This window comes from Bacillus sp. MN7755 (genome assembly GCF_054771475.1).
Genome location: NZ_BTRL01000029.1, coordinates 46126 through 63605, shown reverse-complemented (window position 1 = coordinate 63605; position 17480 = coordinate 46126). Strand labels below are relative to the sequence as shown.

Here is a 17480-nt window from a genome sequence, read left to right as displayed (position 1 = left end):
ATGCGGAAAAATAGGGGGATTTATATGTCAAAGTGGCAATCAAAAGAACAATTGATTCAATTATTAAGCGGTCTGGTTGAAATTCCTAGTATTACAGGTACAGAAGCTGAAGTGATATTGCCAGACTTTGTTGTGGAACAATTATCTGATTTACAGTATTTTAAAGAAAACCCGCATCATTTGCAAAAAAATCCGACGGGGGACGGACGATATTTTGTTACAGCACTAGTAAAGAAAAGCGATAGTACGAAAAATACCGTAGTTCTAGTAAGTCACTTTGATGTTGTAGATGTACAAGATTACGGGGTGTGGAAAGAAGATGCATTTAATCCTAAAAAGTTAACATCTATGTTTTATGCTCATAAAGATGAACTTCCAGAACATGTACGTGAAGATATAGAACATGGAGATTGGCTGTTTGGTAGAGGAACAATGGACATGAAATGTGGTCTAGCTTTACAAATGGCGATGATTGAGCAAGCTTGTGAAGGAAGATTTGATGGGAATGTTCTTTTACTAGCTGTTCCAGATGAAGAAGTGAACTCGGTAGGGATGAGAGCTGCTGTTCCGAGATTGTTAGATTTAGCAAGAGAATATGACTTGGATTATAAAACGGTACTAAATTCAGAGCCTATGTTTTCAAGGCATCCTGGTGACCAAAAGAAATATATTTATACTGGTTCTATTGGTAAGGTGTTACCTGGTTTTCTTTGCTACGGAAAAGAGACACATGTAGGTGAACCTTTTGCAGGCTTAAATGGGAGTTATATGGCTTCATTAATAACAGCAGAATTAGAGTTGAATACAGACCTTTGTGATATTGTAGAAGGGGAAGCGAGTCCTCCGCCAACTAACTTACTTCAGAGGGATTTAAAGGAAGATTATTCTGTACAAATTCCGCATCGTGCAGTCACATTATTTAATTTGTTTTTATTAGAAAAATCAATGACAGATGTCGTTTCATTGCTGCGTCAAAAAGTAACGAAAGTAGCTGAGAAAATAGAAGAATCGTATGAAAAACATGCATATCGTTTTTCTAAATATAATCCGTTTATACCACCTAACCTCAAAGTAAATGTATTAACGTATGAAGAGCTTATCGCTTATGCAATTGAACAATATGGACAAAAGAAAATAGATGAAATTCAATCTAGCATTATTAAAAATAGAGAAGATAAAGATGATCGTGCGGTAACGATTGATTTAGTAGATAAACTAGCTATTTTATGTAAAGAAAAGGCGCCGATGATTGTACTTTTCTTTGCTCCGCCATATTATCCAGCTGTAAGTTCACGCAACAACCAGTTAATTAAAGAAGTAGTTGGAGAAATGGAAAAGTATGCACACTTCAATCATAATATTACATTTGAAAACCAAAACTATTTTGGAGGAATTTCAGATTTGAGCTATGTGGGCTTACAGAACCCATTAGATTCAATGAGTTCACTTGTAGACAATATGCCATTATGGGATAAAGGTTACTCGATTCCACTTCAGGAACTAGAAGAGTTTGACGTTCCAGTATTAAATATGGGACCGGTAGGAAAAGATGCACATCAATGGACAGAACGTCTAGATGTAAATTACGCATTTGAAATGCTATTAGACATGTTACCATTATGCATTGAAAAACTACTTATTTCTAATAAAATTGCACAATCATAGTAGGGAATAGGGAAGGGATAAAACTAGAAAATCAAAAGAAAATTTGAATGAAATTATTTTAAAATAATTAAAAGTAAAACGGACAAACTCAAGTATCTTTGAGTTTGTCCGTTTATCATTTAGTGAAAATGGGGTAGTATGTAGTCCACAATTTTCTAATTAAATTCATGTGAATTTATAGCTAACGTGATCTCTTTTATAATATTATTTTTTAGTTTGACCAGATAGTTCAACAGACTTTTGTGTACAACGTTGCATAGCTGAAATGATGGCTGTTCGTAAGCCTTTTTCCTCTAAAGTTGCTACAGCTTCTATCGTTGTTCCGCCAGGAGAACAAACCATGTCTTTTAATTCACCTGGATGTATTCCTGTTTCTAGTACCATTTTTGCAGAGCCTAACACAGCTTGAGCAGCGAATTTATATGCTTGATTTCTTGGCATACCATCTAGTACAGCAGCATCTGCCATCGCTTCTATAATCATATATACGTATGCTGGTGAAGAACCACTTACAGATGTTACAACATCCATTAATTTTTCACTTACAATCTCTGATTGACCAAAACTATTGAAAATGTTTAGCACATCTTCTAAATCTTTTTCTGTCACCATATCATTAGGACATAATGCAGACATTCCTTCTCCAACAAGAGCAGGGGTATTAGGCATTACTCGTACAACTTTTAACTTCTTATCAAAAGAATCCTCTGTACTTTTGATGCTTTTTCCAGCAGCGATCGTTACGATAATAACATCGTTTTTGATCTCTTCTTTAATTTCATTAATTACTGATGGGTATAAGTCTGGTTTAATTGATAAAATTAAAATATCAGCATTTTTAGCGACTTCATTGTTGTCAGTAGTTATAGTTAGTCCGTACTTTTCACTAGCATTTTCTAAATTCGTCGTGTTTAAATCTGAACAAATGATATTATTTGAAGACACTATATTTTTATTTAGCATCCCGCCAACTATGGCCATACCCATATTTCCGCATCCGATGAATCCAATTTGTTTATCCATAATAACTCAATCTTGCTCCTTTTATAATAAATTATATCAATTTGAAATTGTTATCTTAAAATAACAATAACATCTCCATGCAATATAAAGAAACATTCTAAGAGAATATATTCCTTTTTGCAATACCAAAAGATAAAAATCAATTATATTCGACATTCTGTAAATATATACACTATAATTTAAGGTTTTGTGTTTATGAATATGAGTTGCAGTTATATCAATTTGTATTTTTATTAATTTGGACAATAATTTCATACAAGTAACTTGTCGCTCTATTTATTTTATAAAATACCACTTGACACCAAATCGAACTATATCGCATAATATAAAAAAATTAGATTAAAAATCGTTGAAGGGAAATAGTACATATGTCTTCTTGCGAAAGAGAGTGGAATTCACCGGCTGAAAGATTCCTCGTATAGAATGTATCGAACCTATCCCTGAGTCTTAAATGAAAGTTTAGGCGTCCGCCTGCGTTATAGGCACCAAGTGGATATCTATGTATATCAATTAAGGTGGTACCGCGGAACAATGACCGTTTCGTCCTTTTTATTTTATTAAGGGCGAAGCGGTCATTTTTATTTTGCTCTTAAAATAGGCTAGGTGCAGCACTGATGAGTATAGAAATCGCTGCAAGCTGTATGAATAGAAGTGTAATGTATAAAAAACTTTGATTTTAGACTTGGGGGATATAAAAGTGAAAAAACAACGAATTGTTGTAAAGATTGGGAGCAGTTCTTTGGCAGATAGTCACGGAGGCATTTCTAAAGAACAACTTTCAGATCATGTTTCTGCATTGGCGCGATTGAAAGAGGAAGGGCATGAAGTTTTGTTAATTACATCTGGGGCCGTTGCTGCAGGTTTTTCTTCCCTAGGGTATCCTAGCAGACCTGTAACAATTAAAGGAAAACAGGCAGCTGCTGCTGTCGGACAAAGTTTGTTAATGCAGGCGTACACAGAGGAATTCCGTAAATATGGTATCGTTACTGCGCAACTATTGCTGACGAGAAGTGATTTTTCTAGAAAAGAACAATATAGTAACGCTTACGCTACTTTAGGAGAGTTACTAAACCGTTCTGCTTTTCCAATCATTAATGAAAATGATTCTATCTCTTTAGAGGAGCTAACGTTTGGTGATAATGATATGCTGTCAGCTTTAGTAAGCGGACTTGTTTCGGCTGATATGCTTATGATTTTTACGGATGTGAACGGTTTATATGACAAAAATCCTCAGAAAAATACGGATGCAAAAAAATATTATTTCCTTCCTGAAGTTACAAAAGAAATCGCTTCTCTTGCTGGAGATGCTGGCTCAAAACTTGGGACTGGCGGTATGAAATCAAAAATCGATGCTGCAAAGACAGCGCTCTCTCTTGGTGTGAGTGTATTTATCGGAACAGGACGTGGACAAGAGAAATTTGTAGATGTTTTGAAGGGTAAAGGTGATGGAACGTATGTCGGAAATGCCCCTCAAAAAGAAATGAAGATGAATAAGCAATGGATCGCTTTGCATTCGCTTGTTAGTGGACAAATTGAAGTAGACGCCGGAGCAGCTACAGCTATCATTCAGCATGGCAAGAGTCTTCTGCCGGCAGGTGTTACGAATGTGTCAGGCTTTTTCCGAGTAGGTGAAGTCGTGGAAGTAATTACGCAACAAGGGCGCGTGATTGGAAAAGGACAATGCACATATAGCGCAGAGGAACTAAGCGATGTAAAAGGTATGCAAAGCCAAGATATTCAAGCAAAAGGCGAAAGGCATAGTTATGAAGTCATCCATAGGGATTATTGGGTTTCATTTTAAGAATAGGGATCAAAAAAGGAGGAAATAAAAATGAATGAAGTGTTGGCAAAGGGAATGAAGGCGAAAGAAGTCGCTAGAGAACTTGTGCTTAAATCTACAAAGCAAAAAAACGAAGCACTTGCTGCAATTGCAAATCAATTAATAAGTGAAACAGCTTATATTTTAGAGGAAAACAAACGGGATATAGAAGAAGGTAAGGCAAAAGGATTTTCTGATTCACTCCTTGATCGTCTTATGCTAACTGAAAATCGTATTATTGATATGACAGAGGGGATTAAGCAGCTCATTGAATTACGTGATCCTGTTGGAGAATGTATAAGTGCATGGGAAAGGCCAAATGGATTATCTATTCAGGAGATGCGCGTACCACTTGGTGTTGTCGGGATGATTTACGAGGCAAGGCCAAATGTGACGGTGGATGCTGCTACAATTTGTTTGAAAACTGGAAACGCAGTCATATTACGTGGTAGTTCTTCTGCTATTCATTCTAATAAAGCGATCGTTGCCGTTATTCACAGGGCGCTCAAACAAACAAGCTTACCTCAAGAAAGCGTACAGCTTATAGAAGATACAACGCGAGATAGCGCAAAGCAGTTGTTTACAATGAATGATTATCTAGACGTTCTTATTCCAAGAGGTGGCAAACAATTAATCGATACTGTTGTGAGAGAAGCGTCTGTTCCAGTACTTGAAACAGGTGCGGGAAATTGTCATATTTTCATTGATGAAACAGCGAATATGCAAATGGCAATTGATATTATTATAAATGCAAAAACGCAGCGACCATCTGTATGTAATGCGATTGAAACGATTGTACTTCATGAGAAGTGGGCACAGCAATATGGTAGCGAGTTGTTTTCTTCTTTGAAGGAAAGAGGCGTGGAGCTACGTGGTGATCAAAAAGCATTGGCAATGGATTCTTCAATTGTACTTGCTTCAGAAGAAGACTGGGGGACAGAATTTTTATCTCTCACGCTGGCAGTGAAAGTAGCTTCTTCTATAGAAGAAGCGATTCATCACATAAATACGTATGGATCTATGCATTCTGAAGCGATTATTTCAGAAAACGAGGAAAACGTCAGCAAATTTTTCATAGCTGTTGATGCTGCAGCGCTGTATCATAATGCATCAACTCGTTTTACTGATGGATCTGAATTCGGATTTGGAGCAGAAATTGGCATCAGTACACAAAAGCTACACGTAAGAGGACCAATGGGGCTTCCAGCATTAACTTCCGCAAAATATGTGATTCGTGGAAATGGACAAATTCGAAAATAAAAATAAAAGACACTCAATTAGGTTGGGTGTCTTTTATTTTAAAATTATTTACCATACAAATAACCCAACAAGCATAGCGCTTAATAAGGAAACAGCCATTCCGCTCACAAGAAGCTTCCAAACATTTTTCCCGATGACTGATGATTTTTCGCTGCCAAATAATGAATTGTAAGTTCCATAAATCATACCTACTGTACTAAAGTTAGCAAAAGAAGCTAAAAATGTTGTTGCAACCGCAATCGTATGCGGTTGTAAAGACTTTAAGTTTGATTTTAAATCCATCATTGCAACAAATTCATTCGTCGTTATTTTGATCCCCATTAGTTCAGCTACATACATAGCATCACTGCCTGATAAACCGAGTAAAAATGCAAATGGACTAAAGATAATGGAGAAGATTTTTTGAATTGTTAAGCCTGTTACAAAAAAACTTAAAATCCCGTTTAAACATGCTGTTAAAGCTACATAACCAATTACCATAGCTAAAATAACGATAACCATATTCATCCCGACTAACATACTGTTTGAAATAGTAGAAAAGAAATCCTTTTTTTCATGTTTTGAAGGTGTATATACCAAATCATCTTCTTTCGTCACTTCGACAGGATTTAAAACATTGGCTAAAATTAATGCATTAATACAGTTTAAAGGAATGGCACTGAAAATATATGTTGCCGGCACCATAGATAAATAAGCACCGAGAATGGATCCGCTGACGCTACTCATACTCATAATTCCAAAAGTCAACAAACGATTTTCTTTTAACACAGATAATTGATCACGAACAACCGCAAGTGCTTCCGTATTTCCTAAAAACATCATTTGAATGGAAAAGAAGCTTTCTAGCTTTGGTAAACGAGAAATCTTTGAAATAATTGCACCTACTTTATCAATAATCCAAGTTAAGATTCCGAAATAAGATAGAATATCGAAAAAAGTAATAACAAAGATGATAGGAAGTAATGCACTAAAGAAGAAATCAATGTGTGGACTGTCCATAGCTGAAGGAAATGCAAATCGAATACCTTCATTCGCACATGATAGTAGCCAACTGAAAAATGACGCAATTTTATTAATGATAATACTGCCTAATTTTGTGCCTAACATAAACCACGTAATAAAAAGCTCCAATATGATGAGAATAACGATTGGTCTCCATTTTATTTGTTTTTTATTAGGCGAACATAGGAAAACGATTAAGATTACAATGAAAATCCCTAACATATTCAATATGAAATGCATGTCAACAACTCCTTGAGGCTTATTATTTGTATATAAAAAAGCCTCTATTCTTCCAAATTTGGATTATGATCAGAAGTTATGAAGAATATAAATTATGTTTGGGATCCATGTATTTTAATTTGCTTTATTTTAAGCAATCGCAGTAATTATAAAACAATTAGCTATTTTCAATTGTTTTGTTGCATGTTAAACGTAAGCAAATTTAAACATCGCTTATAAATAAGAACGATGAGTTGGCCATGAACCTTGAAGTTTCCGAAGCTGTATAATTTGTCCTGTATGATAAGCATCGTGTAAAAGAATATTCATATATTGTTGCCAAATTGGTAGAGAAGGCTTTGGTTGATCTAGTTCTGCTTCTTGAAAAGATGTTAATGAAGATTGTAAGGCATCATGTACTTGAAGCGTTCGTTTCACTGTTTGCTGCCAAGCGTCATCATCATTAGGTCCACCTTGGATAAACGTCTCATCATTATTTTGTGGAGCAACAAATGTGTCATCTTCATGTAAGCGGGAAAGTAGGCGCTCTTTAAAGATTAATAAATGGTTCACATTTTCCCAAATCGTATTACTGGCAGCACCTTCTGGTTGCCAACATGCTTGTTCAGCGGTAAGATTCTTTAAAGCTTCTGATATTGGTGGGTACCATTCTTCTTCGTAAAAAACTTGTTGGACTCCATTTTGCAACATTTCTTTTCTTCCCATTCGTATAGCCTCCTGTTTATTTTTCTTAATAAAATCAATTCTCTTTTCTCTTTAATAAACCTTCTCTATAGCTGAACAAGAGAAGGAAATGCAACGTATAACAGAGCCATTAAAAAACTTCATTTTTAATAATCAAGGTTTTAATTGAGTCAGAATGAAAAAGAGTATAAACCTTTTTCTATTTGCTCATTGATTAAAGCATTTTTTAAAGTCGCAATATAGTTCTAAAAATATAGAAGGATAAATTCGATAAAAATAGAATTTAATATATAACAAACAAGGAGGGGATGGAATGGAAGTCTTTCACGTAACGAGTAGAAAGAGGGAGACATACAACGTTCAAATGAGATATTCGATACTTTTCGAATGCGCGCTTGGCATTGCAGCGATTACTCATAAAAGGTTAATTGATACACTTGAAAAGTCTCAAAGTGAATGGGAAGAGATTAAACAATCATTAACAAAAGAGATGAGAGAGCAATTACAGTTTGTAGAAGAACATAATACGTGGAAAGCGTTGCTTCAGTTGTTGTATGAAGAGGATTTTCAGGATTTATCGCAGTTTCATGCTAAAATCGATTGGCTTTCAGAAGAAGATTTCAAGTATATATGTTTACCGTTTTTAGGAGAGAAGTACCAAGAAAAAAGAACTTTAGCGGCAAGTGGAAACGTAACTGCAATACATGAACTAATGAAACTGACACAAGAACATCAGTTTTTCTCTACTTATATTCGTTTTATATGTGATGTTGATGTACAAGTGCTGAAAGCCCATTTAATCGCTGTTATGACAGGTTGGTATGAGAGCGTTATTAAGAAAGAGGAAGAAGAAATACTTGCTATATTCAAACGCGACTATGAAGCAAAGAATGAAATGAATAAAAAAATGAAACCGGAAGAGTTTGTCGAGTGGGCCACTGGTGGAGTGAACTATATGCCAGAGCCAAGTGTTCATCACGTACTTCTTATTCCGCAAGTGACGTATAGACCGTGGAATATTGAAGCAGATATTGAAGATACGAAAGTGCTTCATTATCCAGTTGCGAATGAAAGCATTCATCCTGAAGATCCGTTTGAACCAAATTATTTTTTAGTTCAAAAGCATAAAGCACTTGGGGATGAAGCAAGATTACGCATTGTAAAAATGTTGTTTGAAAAAGAACGTACATTGCAGGAAATTACAGAAAGATTGCAACTTGGTAAATCGACAGTACATCATCATTTGAAACTTTTACGTGCAGCGAAGTTAGTGGATATACATGACGGGAAATATGTATTAAGAAAGAAAGCAGTACAGTCGTTAGCGAAAGAATTAGATGCGTTTTTAAATAGATAATATGCAACAAGAATGTACATAAAGGGAGGAATTTAAGAGAAAAGTTGGTGTATGAAATTGAAAAATGTATTGAGAAATCGTTGGTTCTTTTTTATGTGGATTGGTAGTGCAATCTCAGAATTAGGAGGGGGTTTCGGAACGTTATGTAATTCAATTCTAGTATATGAGTTAACAGAATCGGAAATGGCTTTAAGTAGTATGTGGCTATTATATTTCATCCCATCACTCATACTGCAATTATTAAGTGGCCCATTTATTGATAAATGGAGTCGGAAGTGGATTATGATTTTTTCACAATGGATACGAGCGTCCGTATTCTTATTACCTTTGGTGATGCTAGTTTCAGGTAGTATAGAAGTTTGGCACATTTATGTTGTTCAAATAGTAGTGGGACTTATTACACCGCTTTATACACCTGCAAGTCAAGCAATTACACCGAGCATTGTAAGGAAAGAACAACTTCAAGATGCAAATGCGTACATTGATGGAATGACTCGCCTTATGATGTTTCTTGCGCCGGTATTAGGCGGAGTAGTCATTCATTTAATTGGAACAGAACTTACATTAGCTTTCGTATGCATGTGTCTATTTGTTAGTGGCACTTTCTTACTTTATATAAAAGAAAATAGAACAACACAACCCATTCGGAAAACGTGGCTAGAACAATTTCTTCACGGTTTTACATATTTTTTCACAAAACCAATTATCGTTTGGCTCTGTATATTTTTGACTTTCGTGCAATTTGGAGTAGGGGTAACGATGGTTACAAATCTTCCCTATATAAAAGTCGAGTTGTCCGCTGGATACGCGGAGTTTGGTTATTTTATGGCCGGATTCCCACTTGGCTATGTAGTTGGATCCATACTAGTTGGTAAAGTAATATATAAAAGCCGGCGTGTACTTATGCTTGGAGGATTGTTTATAGGGGGACTCACATACATTTCTTTAGGGTTTAATCATAGTATTGTTATAGCGATAATAATTGAAGTAATAGCAGGTGTTTGTATTGCATTTTTCAATGTTCATAACACAACGATATGCCAACAATCAGTCCCGAACAATATGATAGGACAAGTATTTTCAGTGCGATTATTTTTCATACGATCCGCTATGCCGTTAGGTGTGTTATTAGGAGGAATATTGAGTGAGGTGTGGGGAGTTAGAGCACTATACTTTATTATCAGTTCAATAATATGTGTTACTTCTTTAATAGGAATATTACTTCCGTATTTCAAATTTTTAAATGAGGCAATTGAAGAGAAATCAGCATGATTCAAAAAATTTAAACTTTATAATTGAAAATAATTATCATAATCAACTATAATAGAAGAATACTAGTATTCGTATTACAAAGAGGGAGTGGGATATATGTTTATTGAAACGAAAACATTTACAGTAAAAGAAGGTACATCAAATATAGTTGTAGAACGTTTTACTGGAGAAGGTATTATTGAAAAATTTGAAGGCTTTATCGATTTAAGTGTTCTTGTGAAAAAAGTAAGACGCGGCGACGAAGAAGTAGTCGTTATGATTCGCTGGGAATCTGAAGAGGCTTGGAAAAACTGGGAAACTAGTGAAGAACACTTAGCTGGACATAGAGCAAGCCGTGGTAAACCAAAACCAGATCATATTATTAATGTGGATCATGCGGTTTATTATGTGAAATCATCGAAAGCGGCTTATCAGCAGTCGTAATATATATGTAAAGGTAGAGGATATTTGTTTATTAATAAACAAATATCCTCTTTTTTGATTTATAGTAAAATATGGATGTGATATATGTTTATTTGTTTAGTTATAAATGGAGGTAAATGAAGTGAAAAGAATATTAATAATGGCAGCTTTAGTAACGACATTATTATCAGCGTGTAGTAATAATAATGTGAAAGAAGAAGTATCTAAGAATGAGGAAGAAAAACGTGAAAGCAGTGCAAAAATAGTAGAGCAGAAGGAGTATATCGTTATTGATAAGAATTATTATGAAATATTTCTAAAAGATGCTAGCTCAAATAAAGAAGATAGTGTGAAAGTAAGTTTAAATGATTTAAATCCAACAAAATGGAAGGCACCTGTAAGAAACGGTATCCCAGATATAGGTGATCATATCTCTTTGGAAAAAGAGGAGGGCAAATACACACCTACATTAGTAAAAGATCTTGTTGGTGAAATAAAGTATGATGGTACAATTAAATATAAAATTTTAGAAGCAACTAATAAATCAGTAAAGTGGTTACCGCTAAATAAAGAGAACGATGGAGGGGTTGTTCCACCAGAGATGGTAAAAATAGTGAACGCTTCGAAAATAAAAGCTGGAGACATTGTAACCATTCAAGATAAAACAAAAAGCAGTAAAGACGCAATTGTATATGAACTGACAATTGTTGAATAAGTATGTAGAAGATTAAAGGGATAAGAGAAGTAATATATATAGGTAACGAATAACTCTATAATAATGTGTTTGGAGGTTACAAATGTTAGAAGCACAAATATTTATTAAACATGAACAACATAAAAAATTAGTGAAAACAATAGTAGCTGAAATCTTATCTATAGATAAGATAACTGGATGTATGCTCATCGGATCTGTCGCAAGAGGTGACGCATATCCTGATTCGGATTTAGATTTCTATATTCTTTTAGAAGACGGACAAAAGAAGAAATTTCATTCTGAAACGAGAGAAGATATTTTAGTTGAATATAAGAGTGCGGATTTTAATCTAATACAAGTAAACTTTAAAAACAATCCGATGGAACTATACTCATTTTTAGAAGGGGAAATTTTGTTTGATAAGAGCGGTGAGTTGAAAAAGTTAAAGGAAATAGCTACATATGAATTTGAAAACTATCGTGTTTCTAACGACAAAGTGAAAGGCATTTCTCATTGGTTGCATAGTTCGTTAATTAAAATTCAATCTGCTTTGAAAGCAAATGATGAGTTAAAGGCTTCATACATAGTTCATACGTCAACTTGGACATTGTTAGAAGGGATATGGGCTGTTAATAATAAGCCAGTACCTCCAGCTGGGTCTGTTTTAAGGTATATTCAAACGTTGCCGAATAAGCCAATTCATTTAGATGAGTTACTTAATAAACTATTTTTAGGAAATACAACAGAGCGCATCCCTTCAGCAAATTTCCTGATTGAGTGGGTTTTACACAATATGACAACTAAATAATGAGGCTATTTTATATAGGTAAATTAATATTTCACGTCGAACGGTTGATGTAATTACAGTCATAAAAAACGTTCTAGGCTATGAAGAAAAGTATTAGACTATAAAGCATAGTCTTAGACGGAACGCTTGAATATCTTACCTTACATATTTAAGTGTTATGAAAATGAGTCTACATACCCTCTGATTAAAAGGAGATGAGTGAATGAAGTTAAATCATTTGAATTTATGTGTAGATGATTTATCAGAAGCGAGACATTTCTTTGAAACATTTTTTGATTTTCAATTTTTGGAGCAAAAGGGAAAGGCACTAGTAGTGATGAGTGACGAAAGTGGATTTATACTTGTGCTGAGCGATCCAAAAGCATTTAAGGGGAATAAGGAAGTTACGTATCCAGAAGCTTTTCATATTGGTTTTTTAGTGGATACTTCAAATGAAGTTGATCAAGCATATAATCGTTTAGTAGCTGGCGGCATTGAAATAGACAAGGAACCGTATGGGATGAGAGGTAGTAGTTATGGTTTTTATTTTTCAATGTTTAATGGGTTATTAATTGAAGTGTCTTGTCTTGACTATAAAGATGGTAAGAAAGCTCGATAGCAATCAATAAGAGAAATTGAATAGTGCAGTACAGTGATATAAATAGGAGGTTACCGCTATGACATCTGTATTTAAAGATATGGCGTTCCAGCTGAGAACGGAACGACTCGACCTGAATATGTGGGAGGAATCCGATGCAGTCTGGCTTAGAGAACTAATTGGTGAACGTGGAGTGGAAATGCCAACCGTTGAATCTGTTCGTAACGATCTTATTGAGAAGCGCAAGAAAGCAGCTGAAAATGGTATTTCTCTTCTCACTATTCGTAGACGAGACGAAGGCGATTTCATCGGTTACTGTGGCTTAATTATCGGTCGTTCTACGCTTGAAGAGCCGGAGATTGCATACGAGTTGTTCCGCAGTGCTCATCGCATGGGATATGCGACAGAGGCAGCATCAGCGGTGCTAGAGGCTGCGATTGCTACGGGACGCCAAAGACTTTGGTCAACTGTAGGTGCTTGGAATACTGCATCTTTCCGGGTATTAGAGAAGATAGGATTTAAGCGGCATCACAGTACGTTTGGTGAACGCGGTGAGATTGTTTGGAATGTACGCGATCTGTAGAGACCTGACCAAATTTGAAATAATAAGAAATGTAAAAGAAAGCCCATATGTTACATATGGGCTTTTCCTTATTATAGTAAATATTGATTTTGTATTTATTTAAGTGTAATAGTCTATCTATTACCTTAGTTTTTTACATCATCATATAATTCCAGCGCCTCTTTCACATTCAATCCATTCTTCACAATACCATGAATCGCTTGAATCATCGCAGCAGGATGTTCAGATTGCCATATGTTTCGGCCCATATCTACCCCGATTGCGCCTTCTTGCAGTGCGTTGTACGTAATGTTTAATGCGTCTTCAATGGAATCTAGTTTTGGTCCACCAGCGATTACGACTGGGGCAGGGCAAGTGCTTGTGATTTTTTCGAATCCTTCGCAGTAGTACGTTTTAATAATGTCAGCACCCATTTCAACGCATACACGGGAAGCGAGTGCAAGAAAGCGCGCTTCTCGTTTTTGTAGTTCTTTTGCAACTGCGGTAATGCCGAGTACTGGCAGACCATAATTGTGAGCTTCTGAAACTACATTTGCGAGATTTGTAACTGTTTGTGTTTCATAGTCTGATCCCACGAAAACAGAAACGCCGACGCCAATTGCATTTTGTTTCACTGCTTCTTTTACAGGGGTAACAATTGTTTCATTCGCTAAATCTTTACCGACGACAGTCGCGCCGCCTGATACACGCATAACCATCGGTGTGCGGCAGTTTTCAGGAATACAGGAGCTAAGTACACCTCGCGTTAAAAAGAGGGAATCTGTATAAGGAAGTAAGTTTTTGACGGTCTCAAGTGGCTGTTCAAGCCCGTGAATTGGTCCTAAAAAGTAGCCGTGATCTATCGCTAACATAACCGCTCTGCCATCAGGTAAAATAGTATTTAATCGATTTTTAAATCCCCAAGTCATTTGAAATCACTCCTTCGTTAATGTTGGATTTTCCGTTTGAACCGTATCTTTATTTGGTAAATGTGGTGACTTTATAAAAACAGCTTTAAAAGGTTTGTCAGAATGGTTAATCAGATAGTGAGATTCATGAGGGCGAACTTGCAGGACATCACCCTGTTTAATCGGAACTCTTTCGTTATTTACATAGAAATCTATTTCACCTTCTAATGCATAAAAGACTTCTTCGCACGTCGTATGATAGTGATTTTGAAACTCTTGCCCAGGCTGAATAACAACAAGGCCAAGATCAATATTCGGCCCTTGTATTAAATATTTCGGCCCGTTATCACCGAAGCGATAGGAGAAATCATTTTCATTCGCTTTTAACATATAGTTCACTCCTTTATGTAATGTGTTACAGTGCACCAGGTGCAATCCACATATGAGTAGTAAGTCCTTTATCAGCTAAAGCGAGCTGACTGTCATACACAGTTTTCCATGTTTCATAGAACTCCTTATATAATTCGTGATTTTCAGTAATTGGCTCGAATGTGTGCTCCCACTGTATAAACTGTTCAGCGGTTTCTTCCATTGAATTATATATTCCAGCACCAACTCCAGCAGCAATCGCAGTTCCTAAAGCAGCTGCTTCTTTCACAACTGGTACTTTTACAGGGATACCGAGTACGTCTGATAGAATTTGTGGCCATAGTTTCCCTTTAGCGGCACCCCCAGCAAAAACGACTTCAGAAGGGAATGTCCCTGTGAGATTTTCTATTAATTTTAAGTTGCCAAGTGTAACAAAGGCGGCATTTTCTTCAATAGCACGGAACAGTTCTTTTTTTCCACATTTGTCAGCGTCTAAACTTAAATTTAAAAAGGAAGGTGCGGCATGACGCCAAGAAATGTAGTTCATTACGTTTGAAAAAGTAGGGATAATGCCATATGAGCCGACAGGTACATCATTCGCTTGTTCTTCTAATAATTCATAAGCATCTACACCAAGTTTGTCAGCAAGTTTCTTTTCCTCTTGGCAAAAAGCGTCTCTAAACCAGCGCATAACAAGTCCTGGGAAAAAGGCAATCGTTTCATATTGCCATAGGTTCGGAACGACGTGACAATTTACCCGAATCGCAACATGTGGATCTGGTATCGGCTCTGTAACATTCATCTCTTGTTGCCAAAAACTACCTCCGCATATTAATGTTTGATTAGGCTTCACGACTCCCGTTCCGAGTGATGCCATTTGAGCATCTCCGCCCCCGGCGACGATAGGGATTCCTTCATGTAATCCGGTTAATACTGCACAATCTTTTGTAACATTACCAATCACAGTGCCAGCTTCATTTACTTTTGGAGAAAAAGGCAATATGATATCGCATTCTTTAGCGATATCGTTATCCCACACTCTATTTTGTAAATCAAAAATACCAGACGTGCATCCGTTTGAGGCATCGATTTGCAGTACACCGCTTAATTTATATAAAATCCAATCGTTTAACATTGTAAAAGAGTGAATATTATTATAGACGTCTGGTTGATGTTTTTTAATCCAAAGTAGGCGAGGTAAAGCACCTAATGAAAAAGTTTGACCAGATTTTGTATATAAATCTTCTTCGAGATGTGTCCGGATTTCTTTTAGTTCACTAACCTCGGCAGATGCGCGTCCATCAACATTTGCACAAGCCCATATTTCTTGCCCATCTTGATCGTATAAAACAAATCCTTCTCGCATACTTGTCGCGCTAATAGCAAGAATAGAAGAGGCAGGAGTATTACTTTTTTGTAGAACTTCTTTCGTGCACTGTTGTACAAGCTGCCAGTTTTCTATTACATCAAAATTCATAGAACCTGGGTAACGAGGGTCAGATTTATGAATCCATTCTTTTTGACTTACTGCAATTTGATTACCATGTAAATCAAAAAGAACTGCTCGAATGCTTCCTGTACCAGCATCGAAAGCTAATAAAGTAGACATTAAGAATCACCGTCCTTTCGTAATAAAGAGATCGCAGTATCTTCATCGGTAATTAATGTATGAATAAATTTCCCTTTTAAAGCCCCATAAATGGCGTTTATCTTTTGAATGCCTCCAGCGACACCAACGACATGTTTCATTTTACGCAGAATAGAGAGTGGTGTGCCGATTAGGCGATTGTGATGCGGAAGCTTTAATAAATCACCATTTGTATTATAAAACTGTCCTAAAATATCGCCCGCCCCGTTTTGACTACGAATATATGTCATTTCCCGTAACGTTAATTTTTCTTCTTTTACAATAGTTGCATCTTGAGATAGTCCTCCAATACCGACAACAGCCGTATGGGCAAGTGAAGCGACATGAAGCATATCTTTTACACTCGGTTCTGATAGAATACTTTGTGCCATTTCGGTTGTAGACGCTAGAAACGGCGTAGGAATAATGTGAAGATCGCCTTGCATGTAGTGTAAATAGTTTTGTTTTCTAGGGAGATAGTGATTTACTCCACCTGTTAGCGTTACGATTGAAAGGTTAATAGAGCTTTCAAAATGAATGTTTTCTAGCATTTTGCTAATTGTTTCGCCCCAGCCTATGCCGAGTAGATCGCCTTGTTGGAGCTGAGTTTCTAAATACTGTGCAGCAGCTTTGCCGAGGGAAGTAGCATAATTGTCTATTGGAGTAGGGATAATGAATGCATCTTTTAAGTGGAATTTTTTTATTAAGTCACGTTCAATGCTCAAACAGTGTAAACCAGTCCCTTTTACATGAAATGTAACGATGCCTTCACTTCGCGCCTTATCTAATAACCGGACGACTTTATTTCTTGAAATATGAAGAAGTGAAGCGATCTCCTGTTGTGTTAATTGGTCTTTATAATAGTACCAAGCTACTTTTGTTAATAAATTCTCTTCAAAGTTCAGCTGTGTCATACTCTTCATCCCTTTCAACAATTGACCACTGCTTAAACATATGTGCTGTATATTTTGTTTATTCCAGTTGAAACGATTAATAATGCCTAGAAAAAAGTGTTCTAGATATAAAAAAAGGAATATACAATGCTACAAAACAAGTAGAACAAATAATCATTTTCTCAAAAAATGTTCTGGATAAAGTGAAACTTTAATCAGTGGGGATTTTGTTCATCCCCCACTGATTATTAGTTGAACCAATCGGGCATTTACTGGCAGTTTATCTCCCACCAAACTTCTTTGCTCCAGCTGAATTTT

Annotated in this window: 17 protein-coding genes and 1 other annotated feature; of the genes, 10 read left to right on the top strand and 7 right to left on the bottom strand. The window is 36.1% G+C overall.

Annotated elements, in window-relative coordinates:
• Positions 1 to 24 precede the first annotated feature (24 nt).
• On the top strand, positions 25 to 1665 hold the full coding sequence (locus ACYVEC_RS27725; RefSeq protein WP_063225337.1) for a M20/M25/M40 family metallo-hydrolase: 1641 nt from the start codon (positions 25 to 27) through the stop codon (positions 1663 to 1665).
• Between the two features lie 204 nt (positions 1666 to 1869).
• Here the strand turns inward: ACYVEC_RS27725 and proC are convergent, their stop codons facing one another.
• Positions 1870 to 2688 carry a pyrroline-5-carboxylate reductase gene (gene proC / locus ACYVEC_RS27720; protein ID WP_063225338.1) on the bottom strand — a complete coding sequence of 273 codons (819 nt, stop codon included), beginning with the start codon at positions 2686 to 2688 and terminating at the stop codon, positions 1870 to 1872.
• 340 nt (positions 2689 to 3028) lie between these two features.
• Positions 3029 to 3239, top strand: a binding site (T-box leader).
• A 146-nt stretch (positions 3240 to 3385) separates the two neighbouring features.
• Here proC and proB point away from each other — a divergent pair.
• Together proB and ACYVEC_RS27710 are read left to right on the top strand one after the other, a co-directional pair.
• On the top strand, positions 3386 to 4489 hold the full coding sequence (proB, locus tag ACYVEC_RS27715; RefSeq protein WP_063225339.1) for a glutamate 5-kinase: 1104 nt from the start codon (positions 3386 to 3388) through the stop codon (positions 4487 to 4489).
• A 30-nt stretch (positions 4490 to 4519) separates the two neighbouring features.
• Positions 4520 to 5767 carry a glutamate-5-semialdehyde dehydrogenase gene (locus ACYVEC_RS27710; protein ID WP_063225340.1) on the top strand — a complete coding sequence of 416 codons (1248 nt, stop codon included), beginning with the start codon at positions 4520 to 4522 and terminating at the stop codon, positions 5765 to 5767.
• Positions 5768 to 5815: 48 nt separating this feature from the next.
• On the opposite strand, the gene ACYVEC_RS27705 is transcribed toward ACYVEC_RS27710, so the two are convergent.
• Together ACYVEC_RS27705 and ACYVEC_RS27700 are read right to left on the bottom strand one after the other, a co-directional pair.
• Complete coding sequence (locus ACYVEC_RS27705; RefSeq protein WP_063225341.1) at positions 5816 to 7009, bottom strand: NupC/NupG family nucleoside CNT transporter; 1194 nt, start codon at positions 7007 to 7009, stop codon at positions 5816 to 5818.
• A gap of 213 nt (positions 7010 to 7222) precedes the next feature.
• Positions 7223 to 7714, bottom strand: coding sequence for a DinB family protein (locus ACYVEC_RS27700; protein ID WP_000532728.1), 492 nt, complete (start codon positions 7712 to 7714; stop codon positions 7223 to 7225).
• A gap of 292 nt (positions 7715 to 8006) precedes the next feature.
• Here ACYVEC_RS27700 and ACYVEC_RS27695 point away from each other — a divergent pair, with 292 nt between their 5' ends.
• From ACYVEC_RS27695 to ACYVEC_RS27665, 7 genes are all read left to right on the top strand, one after another.
• A complete protein-coding gene (locus ACYVEC_RS27695; protein WP_063225342.1) occupies positions 8007 to 9050 on the top strand; it encodes an ArsR/SmtB family transcription factor in 1044 nt (347 codons plus the stop codon).
• 51 nt (positions 9051 to 9101) lie between these two features.
• Positions 9102 to 10322 carry an MFS transporter gene (locus tag ACYVEC_RS27690; protein ID WP_460509303.1) on the top strand — a complete coding sequence of 407 codons (1221 nt, stop codon included), beginning with the start codon at positions 9102 to 9104 and terminating at the stop codon, positions 10320 to 10322.
• Positions 10323 to 10418: 96 nt separating this feature from the next.
• The gene (gene hmoA, locus ACYVEC_RS27685; protein WP_000469503.1) at positions 10419 to 10745 is read left to right on the top strand and encodes a heme-degrading monooxygenase HmoA; all 327 of its coding nucleotides are present in this window, start codon (positions 10419 to 10421) and stop codon (positions 10743 to 10745) included.
• Positions 10746 to 10851: 106 nt separating this feature from the next.
• Positions 10852 to 11439 carry a hypothetical protein gene (locus ACYVEC_RS27680; RefSeq protein WP_080468787.1) on the top strand — a complete coding sequence of 196 codons (588 nt, stop codon included), beginning with the start codon at positions 10852 to 10854 and terminating at the stop codon, positions 11437 to 11439.
• Positions 11440 to 11521: 82 nt separating this feature from the next.
• Positions 11522 to 12226 carry a nucleotidyltransferase domain-containing protein gene (locus ACYVEC_RS27675; RefSeq protein WP_063225345.1) on the top strand — a complete coding sequence of 235 codons (705 nt, stop codon included), beginning with the start codon at positions 11522 to 11524 and terminating at the stop codon, positions 12224 to 12226.
• Between the two features lie 202 nt (positions 12227 to 12428).
• Positions 12429 to 12824, top strand: a complete 396-nt coding sequence (locus ACYVEC_RS27670; protein ID WP_063225346.1) for a VOC family protein — start codon at positions 12429 to 12431, stop codon at positions 12822 to 12824.
• Between the two features lie 58 nt (positions 12825 to 12882).
• Complete coding sequence (locus tag ACYVEC_RS27665; protein WP_048555034.1) at positions 12883 to 13386, top strand: GNAT family N-acetyltransferase; 504 nt, start codon at positions 12883 to 12885, stop codon at positions 13384 to 13386.
• 125 nt (positions 13387 to 13511) lie between these two features.
• Here ACYVEC_RS27665 and lsrF read toward each other — a convergent pair whose 3' ends face one another.
• From lsrF to ACYVEC_RS27645, 4 genes are read right to left on the bottom strand one after another with little or no spacing between them, the layout of a single operon-like run.
• Entirely contained in the window at positions 13512 to 14294 is a 783-nt protein-coding gene (gene lsrF, locus ACYVEC_RS27660) for a 3-hydroxy-5-phosphonooxypentane-2,4-dione thiolase (RefSeq protein WP_460509298.1), read from the bottom strand.
• A 6-nt stretch (positions 14295 to 14300) separates the two neighbouring features.
• On the bottom strand, positions 14301 to 14663 hold the full coding sequence (locus ACYVEC_RS27655) for a cupin domain-containing protein (protein WP_000909986.1): 363 nt from the start codon (positions 14661 to 14663) through the stop codon (positions 14301 to 14303).
• Between the two features lie 25 nt (positions 14664 to 14688).
• A complete protein-coding gene (lsrK, locus tag ACYVEC_RS27650; RefSeq protein WP_063225348.1) occupies positions 14689 to 16251 on the bottom strand; it encodes an autoinducer-2 kinase in 1563 nt (520 codons plus the stop codon).
• Complete coding sequence (locus ACYVEC_RS27645) at positions 16251 to 17201, bottom strand: sugar-binding transcriptional regulator (RefSeq protein WP_142332799.1); 951 nt, start codon at positions 17199 to 17201, stop codon at positions 16251 to 16253. Before ACYVEC_RS27645 ends, lsrK begins: the two co-directional genes overlap by 1 nt.
• Between the last annotated feature and the right edge of the window lie 279 nt (positions 17202 to 17480).

What these genes read in the sequence shown, in the direction of transcription:
- proC (WP_063225338.1), bottom strand. Translation starts at nt 2,688, where the DNA reads ATGGATAAACAAATTGGATTCATCGGATGCGGAAATATGGGTATGGCC.
- ACYVEC_RS27710 (WP_063225340.1), top strand. Translation starts at nt 4,520, where the DNA reads ATGAATGAAGTGTTGGCAAAGGGAATGAAGGCGAAAGAAGTCGCTAGA.
- ACYVEC_RS27695 (WP_063225342.1), top strand. Translation starts at nt 8,007, where the DNA reads ATGGAAGTCTTTCACGTAACGAGTAGAAAGAGGGAGACATACAACGTT.
- ACYVEC_RS27680 (WP_080468787.1), top strand. Translation starts at nt 10,852, where the DNA reads ATGGAGGTAAATGAAGTGAAAAGAATATTAATAATGGCAGCTTTAGTA.
- ACYVEC_RS27675 (WP_063225345.1), top strand. Translation starts at nt 11,522, where the DNA reads ATGTTAGAAGCACAAATATTTATTAAACATGAACAACATAAAAAATTA.
- ACYVEC_RS27665 (WP_048555034.1), top strand. Translation starts at nt 12,883, where the DNA reads ATGACATCTGTATTTAAAGATATGGCGTTCCAGCTGAGAACGGAACGA.
- ACYVEC_RS27725 (WP_063225337.1), top strand. Translation starts at nt 25, where the DNA reads ATGTCAAAGTGGCAATCAAAAGAACAATTGATTCAATTATTAAGCGGT.
- ACYVEC_RS27705 (WP_063225341.1), bottom strand. Translation starts at nt 7,009, where the DNA reads ATGCATTTCATATTGAATATGTTAGGGATTTTCATTGTAATCTTAATC.
- ACYVEC_RS27655 (WP_000909986.1), bottom strand. Translation starts at nt 14,663, where the DNA reads ATGTTAAAAGCGAATGAAAATGATTTCTCCTATCGCTTCGGTGATAAC.
- ACYVEC_RS27670 (WP_063225346.1), top strand. Translation starts at nt 12,429, where the DNA reads ATGAAGTTAAATCATTTGAATTTATGTGTAGATGATTTATCAGAAGCG.
- ACYVEC_RS27690 (WP_460509303.1), top strand. Translation starts at nt 9,102, where the DNA reads ATGAAATTGAAAAATGTATTGAGAAATCGTTGGTTCTTTTTTATGTGG.
- ACYVEC_RS27700 (WP_000532728.1), bottom strand. Translation starts at nt 7,714, where the DNA reads ATGGGAAGAAAAGAAATGTTGCAAAATGGAGTCCAACAAGTTTTTTAC.
- lsrK (WP_063225348.1), bottom strand. Translation starts at nt 16,251, where the DNA reads ATGTCTACTTTATTAGCTTTCGATGCTGGTACAGGAAGCATTCGAGCA.
- lsrF (WP_460509298.1), bottom strand. Translation starts at nt 14,294, where the DNA reads ATGACTTGGGGATTTAAAAATCGATTAAATACTATTTTACCTGATGGC.
- hmoA (WP_000469503.1), top strand. Translation starts at nt 10,419, where the DNA reads ATGTTTATTGAAACGAAAACATTTACAGTAAAAGAAGGTACATCAAAT.